General features: G+C 67.4%; 15 protein-coding genes. 3 read left to right on the top strand and 12 right to left on the bottom strand.

All coding sequences use genetic code 11. From position 1 onward, the window contains the following. Window positions 1-282: 282 nt before the first annotated feature. From BME24068_RS22935 to BME24068_RS22925, 3 genes are read left to right on the top strand one after another with little or no spacing between them, the layout of a single operon-like run. Window positions 283-1347 (top strand): acyltransferase family protein, encoded by a 1065-nt coding sequence (locus tag BME24068_RS22935; RefSeq protein ID WP_174927470.1) that lies wholly within the window; start codon window positions 283-285, stop codon window positions 1345-1347. Window positions 1348-1382: 35 nt separating this feature from the next. Next, the gene (gmd, locus tag BME24068_RS22930) at window positions 1383-2429 is read left to right on the top strand and encodes a GDP-mannose 4,6-dehydratase (protein ID WP_096503919.1); all 1047 of its coding nucleotides are present in this window, start codon (window positions 1383-1385) and stop codon (window positions 2427-2429) included. Continuing rightward, window positions 2416-3390, top strand: a complete 975-nt coding sequence (locus tag BME24068_RS22925) for an NAD-dependent epimerase/dehydratase family protein (RefSeq protein WP_174927469.1) — start codon at window positions 2416-2418, stop codon at window positions 3388-3390. Before gmd ends, BME24068_RS22925 begins: the two co-directional genes overlap by 14 nt. A gap of 94 nt (window positions 3391-3484) precedes the next feature. On the opposite strand, the gene BME24068_RS22920 is transcribed toward BME24068_RS22925, so the two are convergent. The 12 genes from BME24068_RS22920 to BME24068_RS22865 form a co-directional block, all read right to left on the bottom strand. Beyond that, entirely contained in the window at window positions 3485-4678 is a 1194-nt protein-coding gene (locus tag BME24068_RS22920; RefSeq protein ID WP_096503923.1) for an O-succinylhomoserine sulfhydrylase, read from the bottom strand. Window positions 4679-4935: 257 nt separating this feature from the next. After that, window positions 4936-6468, bottom strand: a complete 1533-nt coding sequence (gene purF, locus BME24068_RS22915; protein WP_096503925.1) for an amidophosphoribosyltransferase — start codon at window positions 6466-6468, stop codon at window positions 4936-4938. A 51-nt stretch (window positions 6469-6519) separates the two neighbouring features. Beyond that, the gene (locus tag BME24068_RS22910) at window positions 6520-7014 is read right to left on the bottom strand and encodes a CvpA family protein (protein WP_096503927.1); all 495 of its coding nucleotides are present in this window, start codon (window positions 7012-7014) and stop codon (window positions 6520-6522) included. Between the two features lie 6 nt (window positions 7015-7020). Next, the gene (locus BME24068_RS22905) at window positions 7021-7872 is read right to left on the bottom strand and encodes an SPOR domain-containing protein (protein WP_174927468.1); all 852 of its coding nucleotides are present in this window, start codon (window positions 7870-7872) and stop codon (window positions 7021-7023) included. Between the two features lie 29 nt (window positions 7873-7901). Further along, on the bottom strand, window positions 7902-9212 hold the full coding sequence (gene folC / locus BME24068_RS22900; RefSeq protein ID WP_096503931.1) for a bifunctional tetrahydrofolate synthase/dihydrofolate synthase: 1311 nt from the start codon (window positions 9210-9212) through the stop codon (window positions 7902-7904). 100 nt (window positions 9213-9312) lie between these two features. Next, window positions 9313-10185: an acetyl-CoA carboxylase, carboxyltransferase subunit beta gene (accD, locus tag BME24068_RS22895; RefSeq protein WP_009691548.1), complete on the bottom strand. Its 873-nt coding sequence runs from the start codon at window positions 10183-10185 to the stop codon at window positions 9313-9315. Window positions 10186-10249: 64 nt separating this feature from the next. Further along, window positions 10250-11065, bottom strand: a complete 816-nt coding sequence (gene trpA / locus BME24068_RS22890) for a tryptophan synthase subunit alpha (protein ID WP_096503933.1) — start codon at window positions 11063-11065, stop codon at window positions 10250-10252. Window positions 11066-11154: 89 nt separating this feature from the next. Next, a complete protein-coding gene (locus tag BME24068_RS22885; RefSeq protein WP_174927467.1) occupies window positions 11155-12006 on the bottom strand; it encodes a DNA-methyltransferase in 852 nt (283 codons plus the stop codon). Between the two features lie 9 nt (window positions 12007-12015). Then, window positions 12016-13209: a tryptophan synthase subunit beta gene (gene trpB, locus BME24068_RS22880; RefSeq protein ID WP_174927466.1), complete on the bottom strand. Its 1194-nt coding sequence runs from the start codon at window positions 13207-13209 to the stop codon at window positions 12016-12018. A 54-nt stretch (window positions 13210-13263) separates the two neighbouring features. Then, window positions 13264-13965 (bottom strand): phosphoribosylanthranilate isomerase, encoded by a 702-nt coding sequence (locus tag BME24068_RS22875; protein WP_096503939.1) that lies wholly within the window; start codon window positions 13963-13965, stop codon window positions 13264-13266. Beyond that, window positions 13962-14774 carry a tRNA pseudouridine(38-40) synthase TruA gene (gene truA, locus BME24068_RS22870; protein WP_162826172.1) on the bottom strand — a complete coding sequence of 271 codons (813 nt, stop codon included), beginning with the start codon at window positions 14772-14774 and terminating at the stop codon, window positions 13962-13964. Before truA ends, BME24068_RS22875 begins: the two co-directional genes overlap by 4 nt. Next, window positions 14774-16807 (bottom strand): FimV/HubP family polar landmark protein, encoded by a 2034-nt coding sequence (locus tag BME24068_RS22865; protein WP_174927465.1) that lies wholly within the window; start codon window positions 16805-16807, stop codon window positions 14774-14776. Before BME24068_RS22865 ends, truA begins: the two co-directional genes overlap by 1 nt. Window positions 16808-16913 lie beyond the last annotated feature (106 nt).

The following is a 16913-nucleotide window of genomic DNA, read 5'->3' as shown; positions in this document are numbered from 1 at the left end:
GGCAATGCGGAAATAACGACCACCCTTCACGCACCGATCCGTAGAAAATGCCACTCCGGCACGCCCCGTGTGGCGCCCAGCCTGCAAACCTTTCATGTCGCGATTGAAACCGCCGTCATTCGCACGTTTTCAGCCGGATAAATGACATGCGTTTTTTTGCCGATTTCTTTTCCCTAGAATCGATTTCGACTCAATATTTCATTTAAAAGGCATGCATTACGTTCACGCATCGAATGCGCGGCGCGCCACGGCTTCGGCCGCGCGTCGCGAAGGAGCGGCGCGATGACGGGCAGCGCGCAAACCGCCAACCTCGCCCCGCCGCAACACGGCCGTATCGTGCAGCTCGACGGACTGCGCGCGATCGCCGTGGGCGCCGTGTTCCTGCAACACGCGCTGAAGGCGCCGCTGTGGATGGGCGTCGACCTGTTCTTCGTGCTGAGCGGCCTGCTGATCACCGGCATCCTGCTCGATCGCAAGGCGCGCGGGCAATCGTACTTCAGCCACTTCTACGCGCGCCGCGTGCGCCGGATCCTGCCGCCGTACGTGCTGCTGCTCGTCGTGTCGACGCTGCTGTTCGGGGCGAGCTGGCTGCCGCACTGGCCATGGTTCGCGTTCTTCTCGACCAATATCGGGCTGTCGCTCGGCAGCATCGGCCATGACAGCCTGAACGTGCTGTGGTCGCTCGCCGTCGAGGAGCAGTTCTACATCTTCTGGCCGTTCGTCGTGCTGTGGTGTTCGGAGCGCGCGCTGCTGTGGGTCGCCGCCGCGCTGATCGTCGCGGCGCCCGTGCTGCGCGCGATCGCGACGCCGTGGTTCGATTCGTTCTGGCCGATCTACTACCTGACGCCGTTCCGGATGGATCTGCTCGCCGCCGGCGCGCTGCTCGCGATCGTGCTGCGCCGCGACCGCCGCGCGCTGGAGCCGTTCTATCCGCTCGCGATCGTCGGCGCGCTCGTGTCGCTCGCGATCCTCGCGTGGCTGCACCTGTCGTTCCCGCGGTTCCGCGCGGCGAACACGCCGGTGTCGAACGCCGCGCTCTACAGCATCTCGCTGCTGCTGTGCACGTCGATCGTCGTGATCGCGCTGCGCGGACGCGGCCTCGTGCAACGCGTGCTGACGAACCCGCTGCTCGTCTACGTCGGCACCGTCAGCTACACCGTGTACCTGATTCACCTGAGCGTGCTGTACGCACTGTGGCCGCTGCACCTGAACCGCTTCGTGACGGCCGTGCTCGCGCTCGCGATCACGCTCGCGTACGCCACGCTGAGCTGGTACGGCTTCGAGCGGCGCCTCACGCGCGGCCCCGCGCGCCGCACGCTGCCGGCCGCCGCCAGCACGACCGCCTGACTTTCTCAATTCAACGTTTCGACCAGGACATTGCCATGAGCCAAACTCGCAAGAAGGCCATCATCACGGGGATCACCGGGCAGGACGGCGCCTACCTGACCCGACTGCTGCTCGACAAGGGCTACGAGGTCACGGGCACCTATCGCCGCACCAGTTCGGTGAACTTCTGGCGCATCGCCGAACTCGGCGTCGACACGCATCCGAACCTGACGCTCGTCGAGCACGACCTGACGGATGCGGGCTCCAGCCTGCGGCTGCTCGAACGCACGCAGCCCGACGAGCTGTACAACCTGGCCGCGCAAAGTTTCGTCGGCGTGTCGTTCGACCAGCCGGCGACCACCGCCGAAGTGACGGGCATCGGCCCGCTCAACCTGCTCGAGGCGATCCGCGTGGTGAGCCCGAAGACGCGCTTCTACCAGGCGTCGACGTCCGAGATGTTCGGCAAGGTGCAGTCGATCCCGCAAACGGAAGCGACCGCGTTCTACCCGCGCAGCCCGTACGGCGTCGCGAAGCTGTACGCGCACTGGATGACCGTGAACTACCGCGAGTCGTACGGCCTGTTCGGCTGCAGCGGCATCCTGTTCAATCACGAGTCGCCGCTGCGCGGGCGCGAGTTCGTCACGCGCAAGATCACCGACACCGTCGCGAAGATCAAGCTCGGCAAGGCGACCAAGCTCGAACTCGGCAACCTCGATGCCAAACGCGACTGGGGTTTCGCGCTCGAATACGTCGAAGGGATGTGGCGGATGCTGCAGGTCGACGAGCCCGACACCTACGTGCTCGCCACCAACCGCACCGAAACCGTGCGCGACTTCGTGCGGATGGCGTTCGCGGCCGCCGGCTACCAGATCGAATGGACCGGCAAGGGTGAGCAGGAGCGCGGCCTCGACGCGTCGACCGGCAACGTGCTCGTCGAAGTGAACCCGAAGTTCTACCGCCCCGCCGAAGTCGACCTGCTGATCGGCTGCGCGGACAAGGCCAGATCCAAGCTCGGCTGGGCGCCCGAGACGACGCTCGAGCAGCTTTGCCAGATGATGGTCGAAGCGGACCTGACGCGAAATCGCCACCATGACACGTACTGACGCCGGACGCCCGTCGCGCCGTGCGTTCGTCACGGGCCTGACGGGCTTCACCGGCCGCTACATGGCGCAGCGCCTCGCAGCGGCCGGCTACGACGTGTGGGGCACCGTGACGCCCGGCGCGACGCGGCCCGACGACCCGGCATTCGCGAACTGCACGCTGCTGCCGGTCGATCTGCTCGATCCGAACGCAATGCGTGCGGCGGCGGCCGATGCGCGCCCCGATGCGGTCGTGCATCTCGCCGCACGCGCGCACGTCGCGCGGGACGAGCCGTCGCAGACCTACGCGGTCAACATCGCCGGCACGCGCAACCTGCTGGCCGCGCTCGCGGGCCTCGACCGCCGCCCGTCGGCCGTGCTGCTCGCCAGCAGCGCTAACATTTACGGCAATTCGACGGCCGGCGTGCTCGACGAGCGCATCGCGCCCGCGCCCGCGAACGACTACGCGGTCAGCAAGCTCGCGATGGAATACGCGGCGAAGCTGTGGGCCGACCGGTTGCCGATCGTGATCGCGCGGCCGTTCAACTACACCGGCGTCGGCCAGGACGACGCCTATCTGCTGCCGAAGCTCGTGTCGCACTATGCACGCAACGCGCCGCGCATCTCGCTCGGCAATCTCGACGTGAGCCGCGATTTCTCCGACGTGCGCGACGTGACGGCCGCGTATCTGAAGCTGCTCGAAACGGCGCCGGCCGGCGAGACGTTCAACGTCTGCTCGGAGCGCGCGTATTCGCTGAAGGAAGTGCTGGCGATGCTGTCGCGCATCGCCGGTTACGTGATCGACGTGACGATCGATCCGCGTTTCGTGCGGCAGAACGAAGTAAAGCGCCTGAGCGGGTCGCGCGACAAGCTGCGGCGCGCGGTGGGCGAATTGCCCGCGACGCCGCTCGACGAAACGCTGCGCTGGATGGTGAACGCGATGCGCGACGCGCCGCAGCCCGGGCAGGCCGCGCGCGCCGGCTGAATCCGGCAACGCGCACGTTGCCCATCGAAACGAAACGGGCCGCTCGAGTTTGAGCGGCCCGTCTTTCATGCAGCCGTGAAACCGGCCGCTACGCTCAGCCTTCGAGACCGCGCGCGAGATCGTTGCGCAGGTCGCCGGCGTTCTCCAGGCCGACCGCGAGGCGGATCAACCCTTCGCTGATGCCGGCGGCCGCACGCGCTTCCGGCGTGATGCGCGCATGCGTCGTCGTGGCCGGATGCGTGATCGTCGTGCGCGTGTCGCCGAGGTTGCCGGTGATCGAGATCAGCTTCGTGCCGTCGATCACGCGCCAGGCGTTCGCGCGCTGCTGCTCCGGCGTGTCGCCTTTCAGCTCGAACGACACGATCGCGCCGCCCGCCTTCTGCTGGCGCTTCGCGAGTTCATGCTGCGGATGCGATGCGAGCCCCGGATAGAACACCCGCGCAACGGCCGGATGCGAATCGAGCCAGCGCGCGATTTCCAGCGCATTCGCCGACTGCTTCTCGACGCGCAGCGACAGCGTCTCCATCCCCTTCAGCAGCACCCACGCGTTGAACGCCGACAGCGTCGGGCCCGCGCTGCGCACGAACGGGAACACCTTGCCCATGATGAATTCCTTCGAACCCACCAGCGCGCCGCCGAGCACGCGGCCCTGCCCGTCGAGGAACTTGGTCGCCGAGTGCATCACGACGTCCGCGCCGAGTTTCAGCGGCTGCTGCAGCACCGGGCTGCAGAAACAGTTGTCGACGACGAACAGCGCGTTCGCGGCCTTCGCGATCTTGCCGATCGCCTCGATGTCCGCGAGCTCGGTCAGCGGGTTCGACGGCGTTTCCAGGAAGAACATCTTCGTTTCCGGCCGCACGGCTTCCTGCCAGGCGTTCAGGTCGGTCGGGTCGACGAAGGTCGTCGTGATCCCGAACTTGCTGAAGATCTGCGAGAACATCCCGAGCGTCGAGCCGAACAGGCTGCGCGAGCTGACGAGGTGATCGCCCGCCTGCAGGGCGGACATCACGACCGACATGATCGCGGCCATGCCTGACGCCGTCGCGATGCAGGCTTCCCCGCCTTCGAGCGCGGCGAGACGATCCTGGAACATGGTGACCGTCGGGTTCGTGAAGCGCGAATAGGTGAAATAGTCTTCCGAATTCGCGAAGCGCTCGGCGGCCTCGGCCGCGCTTGTAAAGCAGAAGCTCGACGTGAGGAACAGCGCTTCCGAGTGCTCGTTGAAGTCGCTGCTACGCAGCGTGCCCGCGCGCACGGCGAGCGTGTCGAAATTGAGGGAGTCGTCCATGTTCCGTTTTCCGTATTCGAGGGTCGCGCCGAAGGTCATGCATGACGCGCGAGCCCAGCCAAAAACCAGGCCAAAACAAAAAGCCCGCTATGCGTCGGCATCAGCGGGCTTCGGTGCGGTACGACAGCGATCGACTCGGGCCGGCTGCCGCCGGCCTTCGCTTTAGCTGTTTTGGGAAGTCGCCCCGCGTCCGCAAGCTGAATCAAATCGACGCAAGGCCACATCCTATCACGCTTCATTCGAAGCGTGCGTCGGCATCACTCGACCGACAGCTGCAGGTTCATCTGCGACACCGCGGTGTCGCTGGCCGCGTCGCGATCGGCCTGCGACGCCGGTGCGAGGCGTGCGCGCTCGATCGCATCGAGGTACTCGGGCGTCACCGCGCCGGTGATGTAGTTGCCGTCGAAGCACGACGCCTCGAAGTGCTCGAGCTTCGGGTTGATGTCGCGCACCGCGCGGCGCAGATCGTCGACGTCCTGATAGATCAGGTGGTCGGCGCCGATGATCTTCGCGACTTCTTCGTCGGTGCGACCGTGTGCGACCAGCTCGCCGCGCGTCGGCATGTCGATGCCGTACACGTTCGGGAACTTCACGGGCGGCGCCGCCGACGCGAAGATCACCGACTTCGCGCCCGCATCGCGCGCCATCTGCACGATCTCGTGCGAAGTCGTGCCGCGCACGATCGAGTCGTCGACGATCAGCACGTGCTTGTCCTTGAACTCGATGCTCATCGCATTGAGCTTCTGGCGCACCGACTTCTTGCGCACGGCCTGGCCCGGCATGATGAAGGTGCGGCCGACGTAGCGGTTCTTGAAGAAGCCTTCGCGATACTCGACGCCGAGCTTCGCGGCAACCTGCATCGCGGCCGGACGCGACGAATCGGGGATCGGCATCACGACGTCGATCGGCACGTTCGGCAGCTCGCGCTTGATCTTCTCGGCGAGGTAGTCGCCCATGCGCAGGCGCACGTTGTAGACCGGCACGCCGTCGAGGCACGAATCCGGACGGGCGAGATACACGTATTCGAACATGCACGGATTGAGCGTGGGCTGCTCCGCGCACTGCTGGCTGTGGAAGTTGCCGGCCTTGTCGATGAAGATCGCTTCGCCCGGCTGCACGTCGCGCACGAATTCGAAGCCGATGCCCTCGACCGCCACCGACTCCGACGCGACCATCCATTCGGTGCCGTGTTCGGTTTCGAGCTTGCCGAGGCAGAGCGGACGGATGCCGAACGGATCGCGGAACGCGAGCAGGCCGTAGCCGGCGATCAGCGACACGATCGCATACGAACCCTGCAGGCGGCGGTGCACGCCGGAGACCGCCTTGAACACCGCGGCCGGATCGAGCTCGAGGCCCGTCGTCGACAGTTGCAGCTCGTGCGCGAACACGTTGAGCAGCACTTCGCTGTCGGAATTGGTGTTGATGTGCCGGCGATCGATCCGGAACATCTCGTCCTTCAGTTGTTCCCAGTTCGTCAGGTTGCCGTTGTGCGCGAGGATGATCCCGAACGGCGCGTTCACGTAGAACGGCTGCGCCTCGGCTTCGCTCGATGCCGAGCCGGCCGTCGGATAGCGGACCTGGCCGATGCCGAAGGTGCCGGGCAGGCTGCGCATGTTGCGCGTGCGGAACACGTCGCGCACCATCCCGTTCGCCTTGTACATGTGGAAATTGCTGCCATCCGCCGTCGCGATGCCGGCTGCGTCCTGACCGCGATGCTGCAGCAGCAGCAGGCTGTCATAGATCAGCTGATTGACCGGGGATTGGGAAATAACACCTACGATGCCGCACATGGCATGTCCTTCAAGATGACAAAATCGGTTCCGTCCTGCCCGGCCGCGTCGTCACACGCGTATGTACTGGGCCATGCCGTCGGGCAGGAGCTGCTTCAGCTCGTGCACGCCCTGTTCGGCGATAGGACGCAATAGCGCATTGCGCCAGAAATCCTGTTTGGGCAAGTCGGTCAGCCCGGCCGCCGCGACCAGCAGCACCACCAGCACGCAGCCGCGGACGAGCCCGAACATCATGCCCAGCGAGCGGTCGACACCGCCGAGGCCCGTCGCCTGCGCGATGCGCGACAACAGCGCGTTCGCGACCCCTGCGACGAACACCACGCCGATCACGATCAGCGCGAACGCGATCACCCACTGCGTCAGCGCGCCGCCCGGCCAGTTCGCCGGAATATACGGCACGACGAGTCCGACATAACGGCCCGCGATCACGATCGCCGCGATCCAGCCGATCAGCCCGAAAATCTCGGAGACGAAGCCGCGCCACGCACCACGCAGCGCAGACAACGCGATCACCGCCAATACAGCGTAGTCGAAAGCCGTCAGCATCGCACGTTACTGCGTCAGTCCGGCTTCGCGCACCTTCGCGATCGCGGCCGATGCCGCCGCACGATCCGCGAACGGGCCGGCACGCAGCAGTGTAGCCGTGCTGCCGTCGGCCTGCTTGCGATGTTCGACATATGCGGGCACGCCCGCCGATTTCAACTTGGTCGCCCACGAGCGGGCCGTTGCGTCGTCCTTGAACGACCCGAGCTGCACCGCGAAGCGTGCGCCGGCCGGCGACGCCGGCGACGATGCGTCGCCGCTGTCGGCCGCGGCATCGGTGTCGGCGTTCGCGACGGCCGCGGGCGCCGGCTTCGGCGCGACCGGTTTCGCCGCGGGGGCGGCCGGCTTCGCGGCAGGCTTCGGCGGCGTCACGCTGGCCGTGGTGGTGGTGGTCGACGCGTCGGGCTTCGCAGCCGGCTTGGCCGTCTCCTTCGCGGCAGGCGCGGGAGCGGCCGCCACGGCGGCAGCGTCGGATGCCGGCGGTTCGTCGTGCGCGACACCCGCCTGCACGTCGGACGCATCGTCATCGCCCGCCGCGGCCGCCTGATGCGCGGGCCGGTTCGGGATATCGATCGCGATGTCGTCCGTCACCGGCTTCGGGTGCGAATCGAGCACCATCGGCAGCACGATCACAGCTGCGACGACGAGCGCGATCGCACCGACGAGGCGACGGCGTGCGCGTTGCTTTTCTGGAAGGGTCGGATCGAGGAGCAGAGCATCCGACTCCGGACGCTCCGTACGGCGCGTGCGTCGCTCGACGCGTTCAGTGCGCTCCGTGCGCACGTTCCGGGAGGCCCCGGTACGACCGCCGCGCCGGGTGGGCGCGTCGTCGTCTTTCTTGCCGAACGAGAAAATTCCCATGAATGGCTGAGTCCGAAACTGCCCGTCAGTCAGTGATGCTGCGATTTCCGGTAGGCCATCACACCTGCCACCGTATGGAAACTGCCGAAAACCACGATTCTATCATTCTCGGATGCTCTTTTTAGTGCATCGCGAAACGCTTCGGCCGGCGACGCGAAACGCGTGACGCTCGAATCGGCCCCCTCTTCCACGCCAGCCTTGCGCAGCGCGGCTTCGAGCTGCTCCGCACTCGCCGCGCGCGGCAGCGGCAGGTCGGTCACGCACCAGTGGTCGATCTCGCCCTTCAGATGGCGCAGCACGCCGTCGATGTCCTTGTCGTGCATCGCGCCGAACACTGCGTACGTGTACGGGAAGAAGCCCATGTTGCCGAGGTTCTGCTCGAGCACGGCCGCCGCATGCGGGTTGTGCGCGACGTCCAGCACGATCGCCGGCTTGCCGGGCAGCACCTGGAAGCGCCCCGGCAGCTCGACGTTCGCGAGGCCGAGCCGGATGTCCTGCGCGGACACCGGCAGCACCGGGCGCAGCGCCTCGAGCGCGGCCAGCGCGGCCGACGCATTGATCAGCTGGTTCGCGCCGCGCAGCGCCGGGTACGCAAGCGCCGGATAGCGCTTGTCGCGGCCGAGGTAGCTCCACTGCTGACGTTCCGCACCCGGCTGCGCCTCGTAGCGGAAGTCGCGGCCGACCAGCCACAGGTCGGCGCCGATCGCGCCAGCATGATCGATCAGCGTCTGCGGCGCCGCGGGATCGCCGCAGATCGCCGGCTTGCCCGAACGGAAGATCCCCGCCTTCTCGAACGCGATCTTCTCGCGCGTGTCGCCGAGGTATTCGGTGTGATCGATGTCGATGCTCGTGACGATCGCGCAATCGGTGTCGATGATGTTGACCGCGTCGAGCCGGCCGCCGAGGCCGACTTCGAGAATCACCGCATCGAGGCCGCGCGACGCGAACAGGTGCAGGATCGCGAGCGTCGTGAATTCGAAGTACGTGAGCGACACCGGCTCCGGCAGCGACGTGCGTGCGGCTTCGACGGCTTCGAAGTGCGGCAGCAGTTCGGCGTCGCTGACCTGCTGCCCGTTCACGCGTGCACGCTCACCGAATTCGAGCAGGTGCGGCGACGTGTGGCAGCCGACCTTGTAGCCCGCATGAACGAGAATCGCCTCGAGAAACGCGCAGGTCGAGCCTTTGCCGTTCGTGCCGCCGACCGTGATCACGGGGCACGCGAAGTCGAGCGGCAGCGCCGCCTTGACCTGCCCGATGCGGGTCAGGCCCATGTCGATGCCGACCGGGTGCGCGCGTTCGAGATGCGAAAGCCACGCGTCGAGAGTGGGAAAAGTGCTCATCGGATCAAATCTGAATCAGTACCGCCACTACGCCAAAAAACGAAACGCGCCGCCCGGCGGTTCAGCCGGGCGACGCGCGCAGTTCACAACGCCGCGCCAATCAGGCCAGCGCGTCGGCCGGCTGACGCTGCAGCAGCGCGAGCAGTTGCGCGATCTCGTCGCGCATCTTGCGTCGGTCGACGATCATGTCGATCGCGCCCGTCTTCAGCAGGAATTCCGCGCGCTGGAAGCCTTCCGGCAGCTTCTCGCGCACCGTCTGCTCGATCACGCGCGGGCCGGCAAAGCCGATCAGCGCCTTCGGCTCGGCGATCACGACGTCGCCGAGGAACGCGAAGCTCGCCGACACGCCGCCCATCGTCGGGTCGGTCAGCACCGAGATGAACGGCAGCTTGGCTTCGGCCAGCTTGGTCAGCATCGCGGTGGTCTTGGCCATCTGCATCAGCGACAGCAGGCTTTCCTGCATCCGCGCACCGCCCGATGCCGTGAAGCAGATGAACGGCACGTGCTGTTCCAGTGCGTTCTGCGCGCCGCGCGCGAAGCGCTCGCCGACGACCGAGCCCATCGAGCCGCCCATGAACGAGAACTCGAAGCAGGCCGCGACGACGGGCAGCGTGTGGATCGCGCCGCCCATCACGACCATCGCGTCGGTCTCGCCCGTCTCGTCCATTGCTTCCTTCAGACGATCGGGGTACTTGCGGCTGTCCTTGAACTTCAGCGAGTCGACCGGCACGATTTCCTGGCCGATTTCATAGCGACCTTCCGGATCGAGCAGCCCGTCGAGGCGTTCGCGTGCGCCGATGCGCATGTGGTGATCGCACTTCGGGCATACGTGCAGGTTCGCGTCCACGTCATTGCGGTACAGCACGGCCTCGCAGGACGGGCACTTGACCCACAGCCCTTCCGGAATGCCCTTGCGGCTTTTCGGGTCGGTCTGCTTGATCTTCGGCGGCAACAGTTTGTCGAGCCAGCTCATCGTATGGTTTCCTGTTCCGTGGCGGGGCGGGCCAGCCGGCCCGTTCCCGCTTCCTGTGTTGTGTTTATCGCGCCGTCTTGCCGGCGCCGTCCAAAGCGGCGCGCAGCTCGGCGATGAACGTCTTCAGCTCGGCGGCAGCGCCTTCCGGTGCGGCGCTCTCGAGCAATTGCACCAGACGGCTGCCGATCACGACGGCGTCCGACACTTCGGCCACCGCGCGCGCCGTTTCGGCGTCGCGAATGCCGAAGCCGACGCCCACCGGAACCGGCACGCGCGACTTGATGGCCGGGATTTTACCCGCAATGCTCGAAACATCCAGATTTCCGGCGCCGGTCACGCCCTTGAGCGACACGTAATACACGTAGCCGCTCGCGATCTTGCCCACGTCGGCGATGCGTTCGTCGGTCGACGTCGGCGCGAGCAGGAAGATCGGATCGATCTGCGCGGCGCGCATTTTCTCGGCGAACACGCCCGCTTCTTCCGGCGGATAGTCGACGACGAGCACGCCGTCGACGCCGGCCGCCTGGGCTTCGGCAGCGAACGTATCGACCCCCATCCGTTCGATCGGGTTCGCATAGCCCATCAGCACGACGGGGGTTTTCGGGTCGGTCTCGCGAAAGCGCTTCACGTCGGCGAGCACGCTCTTGAGCGTGACGCCGCGCGCGAGCGCGCGTTCCGACGAGCGCTGGATCACCGGGCCGTCGGCCATCGGGTCCGAGAACGGCACGCCGAGCTCGATCACGTCGGCGCCGCCTTCGGCGAGCGCGTGCATGAATTCGACGGTCTTCGCGGGATCGGGATCGCCGGCCGTGATGAACGGGATCAGGCCCTTGCGGCCTTGTTCGGCGAGTGCGGCGAAGGTCTGCTGGATACGATTCATGGCAATTTTCCTTTGTCGACCGGAGTGAGCGCTTTAGCGCTTACTCCGGTCCCAATGCAAAGCAGCGATCGGCACTGCGGCGGCGCGACTCACGCGCACGCCTGCGCGGCGAGCGCGTTCACGCGCTCGTGCGCGATCGCGCAATAACTTTCGTTGATCTCGTAGCCGACGAAGTCGCGCCCCTGCCGTGCGCAGGCCACCGCGGTCGTGCCGCTGCCCATGAACGGATCGAGCACGCGGCCGCCCGGCGGGCAGCTTGCGAGCACCATCCGCTCGATGATTTCCAGCGGCTTCTGGGTCGGATGATCGACGCGCTCCGCGTGCTGCCGATGCAGGCGCGAGACCGACCAGACGTCCTTCGGGTTGTAGCCCATCTCCAGCCACTTGCTGCCTTCGAACAGCTTGCGCGAGCGGGCCTTCTTCGTGTCGGCGTCGTACGGGATGCGGACCGGATCGAGATCGAAGTAATACGCTTTGGAAACCGCGAAAAAGCCGATGTTGTCGTGCACCGACGTGAAACGGCGCGTCGTGCCGCCCATGCTCGGTACGCGCCGGTCCCAGATGATCTCGTTGACCATCGTGAGCTTCGTCTTCAGGAAGCTGAAGATTTCCGGCGCGTACTGCCACGTGCAGAAGATGTACATCGACCCGCTCGGCTTGAGCTTCGGAATCGCGAGTTCGAGCCACTCGCGCGTCCACGCGAGGAAATCGTCGCCCGAACGCTTGTCCGAGTCGTTGCCGTAGTCCTTGCCGAGCCCGTATGGCGGATCGGCGACGATCAGGTCGATCGACGCATCCGGCAGGCGCGCGGCTTCGGTCATGAAATCGCGGTTATGCAGTTCGATCCCGGACGGCAGCGCGCGCGGCACGGCGACGACGGGCTGCCCCGCCTCCGCTTCGCTCGCGGCGCCGCCGCCCGGCTGTTCGATCAAGTCACGCATCGGCGGGGGTCAGAGCGCGAGGCCCGATCGCTCGGCGACCGTGTGCATGTCCTTGTCGCCGCGGCCCGACAGGTTGACGAGCAGGATCTTGTCCTTCGGCAACGTCGGGGCGAGCTTCACGCCATACGCGATCGCGTGGCTCGACTCGAGCGCGGGAATGATCCCCTCGATCCGGCAGCAGTCGTGGAACGCCTTCAACGCTTCGTCGTCGGTGATCGGCACGTACTGCGCGCGGCCGCTGTCCTTCAGCCAGGCGTGCTCGGGGCCGACGCCCGGATAGTCGAGGCCCGCCGACACCGAATGCGTCTCGATGATCTGGCCGTTGTCGTCCTGCAGCAGGTAGGTGCGGTTGCCGTGCAGCACGCCGGGGCTGCCGGCGATCAGCGACGCCGCGTGACGGCCCGTATCGAGGCCGTCGCCGGCTGCTTCGACGCCGATCAGCTGCACCGATGTGTCGTCGATGTACGGATAGAAGATGCCCATCGCGTTCGAACCGCCGCCGACGCAAGCGATCACCGCGTCCGGCTGCCGGCCGGCGAGTTCGGGCATCTGCACCTTGCACTCGTCGCCGATCACGCGCTGGAAGTCGCGCACCATCGCCGGATACGGATGCGGGCCCGCGACCGTGCCGATGATGTAGAACGTGCTTTCGATGTTCGTGACCCAGTCGCGCATCGCTTCGTTCAGCGCATCCTTCAGCGTGCGCGAACCCGATTCGACCGGCACGACCGTCGCGCCGAGCAGCTTCATCCGGTACACGTTCGCGGCCTGACGGCGAACGTCTTCCGAACCCATGTAGACGATGCACTCCATCCCGAAGCGCGCGCAGATCGTCGCGGTCGCGACGCCGTGCTGGCCGGCGCCCGTCTCGGCGATCACGCGCTTCTTGCCCATGCGCTTCGCGAGCAGCGCCTGGCCGATCACGTTGTTGATCTTGTGTGCGCCGGTGTGGTTCAGGTCCTCGCGCTTCAGGTAGATCTGCGCGCCGCCGAGCGTCTCGCTCCAGCGCTGCGCGTGATAGATCGGCGACGGACGGCCGACGAAATACTTCAGTTCGCGCTCGTATTCGGCGACGAATTCGGGGTCGTTCCGGAATTTCTCGTACGCGGTGCGCAGTTCGTCCAGCGCGTGAATGAGCGTTTCGGCGACGAACACGCCGCCATACGGGCCGAAGTGGCCGCGATCATCAGGAAGGTTGTACATGGTGTCACTCTCGATCGGTCGGTGCGCCCGGCTTTTGGGGCCGCACCGTTTGCATCACCCGGCGTCCGCTTCGCGCACCGCGCGCACGAACGCCGCCATCCGGGCGTGATCCTTCACACCCTTTGCGCCCTCCACTTCGATGCCACTGGAGACATCGACAGCAAACGGACGCAACTGGCGGATCGCATCACCGACGTTTTGCGCGTTCAAGCCACCACTCAAAACGGCCCGATGCGCGAGCTCTGCGGGAATAAGAGACCAATCGAAGACCTTGCCGCTACCGCCGTAGTCCGGCACGAGAGTGTCGAACAGGAGGCCGCGCGCTTTCGAATAATGAAGAGCCGATTCTACCAAATCGGCCGGCTGCGTCGAGGGGCCGACACGCACGGCACGCAACCACGGCAGCCGGGCCGCGCGGCCGAGCGCGTCGCACTGCCCGGGCGTTTCGTCGCCGTGGAACTGCAGCACCGTCAGCGGCACGTCGCGCACGACGGCCTCGATCTCGGCTTCGGTCGCGTTCACGAACAGGCCGACCACCGATACGAACGGCGGCGCCAAGCTCGCGAGCTCGGCCGCCTGCGCGATCGATACCGCGCGCGGGCTCTTCGGGTAGAACACGAGGCCGATCGCGTCGGCGCCGAGCGCGGCTGCGTGCAGCACGTCCTCGGGGCGCGACAGCCCGCACAGCTTGATGCGCGTGCGCGGCGCGAGGCCGGCCGCGGCGGAAGTCGAAGAAGACACGGCGTGCTCCGTCATGATTGCGGGTCCAGATCGGCCCAGACACTGCTCCACGGCACGCTGCCGAGCTGCGCGGGCGGGACGGCGAATTCCGCCGGGTAGCCGACGTGAGCGAGATACAGCCCGTCGGCCATGAACGTGGGTGCGGCGAGCGAGCGGTCGCGCCCGGCCAGCACATCGGCAACCCAGTCCGCCGGGTAGCGGCCGCGGCCGACCGCGACGAGGCAGCCCATCAGGTTGCGCACCATGTGATGCAGGAACGCGTTCGCGCGGAAGCGGAAATGGATGAAGTGGCCCGCGCGCCGCACGTCGATCCGGTACAGGTGTTTGACCGGCGTCTTCGACTGGCATTCCGACGACCGGAACGACGAGAAGTCGTGCTCGCCGATCAGGTGTGCGGCGGCGGCGCGCATCGCATCGTCGTCGAGCGGCGTGTGGATCCAGCCCGCGCGGCCGGCCAGCATCGGCGAGCGCACGGGCTGCACATACAGCGCGTAGTAATAGGTGCGCTCGAACGCCGAGAAACGCGCGTGGAACGTGTCCGGCATCACCTTCGCCCACTGCACGGACACGGTCGGCGGCAGAAACGCGTTGGTGCCGCGCACCCATGAGAATTCCGCGCGATCGAGCTCGGTGTCGAAATGCACGACCTGCCCGAGCCCGTGCACGCCCGTGTCGGTCCGCCCGGCGACCGTAGTATGCAGCGGCACGCACGCGAACTCGCCGAGCGCATGTTCGAGCGCGTCCTGCACGGTCTTGCCGTGCGGCTGCGCCTGCCAGCCGCAGAACGCTGCCCCGTCGTATTGAATCCCCAGCGCGATCCGCATCACGCCTGGTCCGCCAGCTTCGCGAGCAGCGCGCGCGCGTCGTCGCGCGTCGCGGCGTCGTTCGCGGCAATCACTTCCTGCAGCAGCGTGCGCGCGCCGGACAGGTCGCCGAGCTCGACGTACTCCGACGCGAGGTCGAGCTTGTTGCGCGCGATGCGCGCGAGCTCGTCAGGCGTCAGCGCGGGCAATACGGCGCCCGGCGTGGACGGCAGGTCGAGATCGAAATCGAGCTTCAATGCGCCGAACTGCGCGCCGCCGAGCGGCGGCAGCGACGACGACGTGGACGCCCCGCCCGCGTGGGGGGCAGGCGATGCCGCGTCCGGATCCCAATCGAAGTCGTCGTCCTGGCCGAACGCGCGTTCCGGAGACGGATCGTTCGCGCCAACCGGCGGGTGCGGCACGGATTGACCGTTAGTTGCAATTTGATCGCTTGCCACCTGCCCTTCCCGCGTGGCCGGCTCATCCGCAATACGCGGCGGCAGCGGCATGTCGAGACTGTTGAGCGCGGCGATCGCGTTCTGCATCAGCGCGGCGTGCTGCGCGTCGTTCGCCGGACGTGCGTCGGACGGATCGGCAACCGCTTCCGCTCCAGGTTTCACGTCGTGCGGAACCACAGCCGAGTCGTGCTCAGGCTCGGCGTGCGTGGCAGTCGCTTCCGCTCGATCATCATGCGGCTTCGCCACTTCCGACTGCGGCGACACGTCGGCATCGCGCGCCTCGAACGCCTCGGCGGCTACCGCGTCGGCCGCGACGAGGCCCGCGTCGGTGGCTGCATCGCGGGCAAGCGGCGTTTCGGGAAGTGCCGGCGGCAGCGGCTCGACGGACGGCGACACGCCGGCATCGGCAGCCGCTGCATCACCGGCACCCGCCGCGATCGCGTTCGCCAGCCGGATTTTCCGGCGCCGGCGCCACGCGAACCCGGCTGCGAGAACGACCACACCGGCGCCGGCCACCGCGGCCGGACGCCAGTCCACCTGCTCGCCACCGCTCGCAGGCGCTGCGCTTGCTACCGGCACGGCCGGCTGCACCGGCGCCGATGCCGGCTGCGCGGCACTGGCGGCCACGCCGGACGCCGCTTCACTCGCCGGCGCCGCGCCGGCCGATGCAGCGGCCGGCGCACCGGCATCGTTCGCGGCCGGGCGCGGTACGGCAGGCGCCGGCGCGGGGGCTGCGCCGTTCGTTGCGGCCGGCTTGCCGATCCCGTGTTTCTGCAGTTCCATCAGCACGCGATTTTTCAGCGCAAGCAGTTGCTGCAGGCTCGACGGCCGCGGCTGCGATGCGACCGCGGCGGGCGCCGCGCCGGCCGGTTCATGCGCGCCTTCGCTCGGAGCGCCCGGTGCAGGCTGGGCGGCCGTCTCGCTCGCCGACGACGGTGCGGACTGGATCGTCCCGCTCCAGACGTGCGGCCCGCTTGCGCCGGCAACGGGTGCTGCCGGCTGAACGGTTTCGACCGTCGACGCGCCATGCGCGGCGGAAGCACCGACCGAAGCCGATGCATCGGCTACCGCTGCCGGGCTCGCACCGCTCACCGGTGCAGCATGCGCGACCGATGCGCTCGGCGCGGCTTGCACGGCCGAGCCCGGATGCGACGCGGACGCGCCATGCTGCGCGGCTGCCGCGTCGCTCGCCCCGGCGACTGCAGCGGAGGCTGCCGTTGCCGCGGACGCACCGGCCGGCGCGAGCACCGCGCCCGTCGCGTCGAGCGCGGGTACCGTCAGCGTCGCGCCCACCTTCAGGCGGCTCGCGTCATGCTTCATGAACGCCTGCGGATTCGCGTCGAACAGCGCGCGGCCGGCGCGTGCGAGCACGGCCGGATCGTGCGACTGCGTGGCCGCTTTCGCGATGTCGTTCAACGACTGGCCGGGCTGGACCGTCACGATGAGCGGCGCGGCGGCGCCGGCACCGGACGCCGGCAGTTCGCCGGTGCCGGCCGCCCAGGCCGATGCGGCCGCACCGAGCGCCAGGATCGCCAGCGCGCCACGCACGGCGCGCGACAGACGAGACTGACGCGGAAACAAGGAAATTCGGGACATCGTAGGCTCTATCGCCGCGCGCGGGCGCGGCTCGGATTCGCGTTTGAAAGCGTCAACAAAGTCGCCGCAGAAATGCAAAAGCGTCGCGCAGAACGCGACGCTTTCG

This window comes from Burkholderia anthina (assembly GCF_902498995.1).
Lineage (GTDB): Bacteria > Pseudomonadota > Gammaproteobacteria > Burkholderiales > Burkholderiaceae > Burkholderia > Burkholderia anthina.
The sequence above is the reverse complement of the archived record's forward strand: the minus strand, read 5'-3'. Positions and strand labels throughout refer to the sequence as shown.

Excerpts from the sequence above, each read along its gene's own strand:
- accD (WP_009691548.1), bottom strand. The coding sequence starts at position 10,185 with ATGAGCTGGCTCGACAAACTGTTGCCGCCGAAGATCAAGCAGACCGAC.
- BME24068_RS22910 (WP_096503927.1), bottom strand. The coding sequence starts at position 7,014 with ATGCTGACGGCTTTCGACTACGCTGTATTGGCGGTGATCGCGTTGTCT.
- gmd (WP_096503919.1), top strand. The coding sequence starts at position 1,383 with ATGAGCCAAACTCGCAAGAAGGCCATCATCACGGGGATCACCGGGCAG.
- BME24068_RS22935 (WP_174927470.1), top strand. The coding sequence starts at position 283 with ATGACGGGCAGCGCGCAAACCGCCAACCTCGCCCCGCCGCAACACGGC.
- BME24068_RS22920 (WP_096503923.1), bottom strand. The coding sequence starts at position 4,678 with ATGGACGACTCCCTCAATTTCGACACGCTCGCCGTGCGCGCGGGCACG.
- BME24068_RS22875 (WP_096503939.1), bottom strand. The coding sequence starts at position 13,965 with ATGACGGAGCACGCCGTGTCTTCTTCGACTTCCGCCGCGGCCGGCCTC.
- BME24068_RS22885 (WP_174927467.1), bottom strand. The coding sequence starts at position 12,006 with ATGCGTGACTTGATCGAACAGCCGGGCGGCGGCGCCGCGAGCGAAGCG.
- folC (WP_096503931.1), bottom strand. The coding sequence starts at position 9,212 with ATGAGCACTTTTCCCACTCTCGACGCGTGGCTTTCGCATCTCGAACGC.
- purF (WP_096503925.1), bottom strand. The coding sequence starts at position 6,468 with ATGTGCGGCATCGTAGGTGTTATTTCCCAATCCCCGGTCAATCAGCTG.
- trpB (WP_174927466.1), bottom strand. The coding sequence starts at position 13,209 with ATGTACAACCTTCCTGATGATCGCGGCCACTTCGGCCCGTATGGCGGC.
- BME24068_RS22905 (WP_174927468.1), bottom strand. The coding sequence starts at position 7,872 with ATGGGAATTTTCTCGTTCGGCAAGAAAGACGACGACGCGCCCACCCGG.
- BME24068_RS22865 (WP_174927465.1), bottom strand. The coding sequence starts at position 16,807 with ATGTCCCGAATTTCCTTGTTTCCGCGTCAGTCTCGTCTGTCGCGCGCC.
- BME24068_RS22925 (WP_174927469.1), top strand. The coding sequence starts at position 2,416 with ATGACACGTACTGACGCCGGACGCCCGTCGCGCCGTGCGTTCGTCACG.
- trpA (WP_096503933.1), bottom strand. The coding sequence starts at position 11,065 with ATGAATCGTATCCAGCAGACCTTCGCCGCACTCGCCGAACAAGGCCGC.
- truA (WP_162826172.1), bottom strand. The coding sequence starts at position 14,774 with ATGCGGATCGCGCTGGGGATTCAATACGACGGGGCAGCGTTCTGCGGC.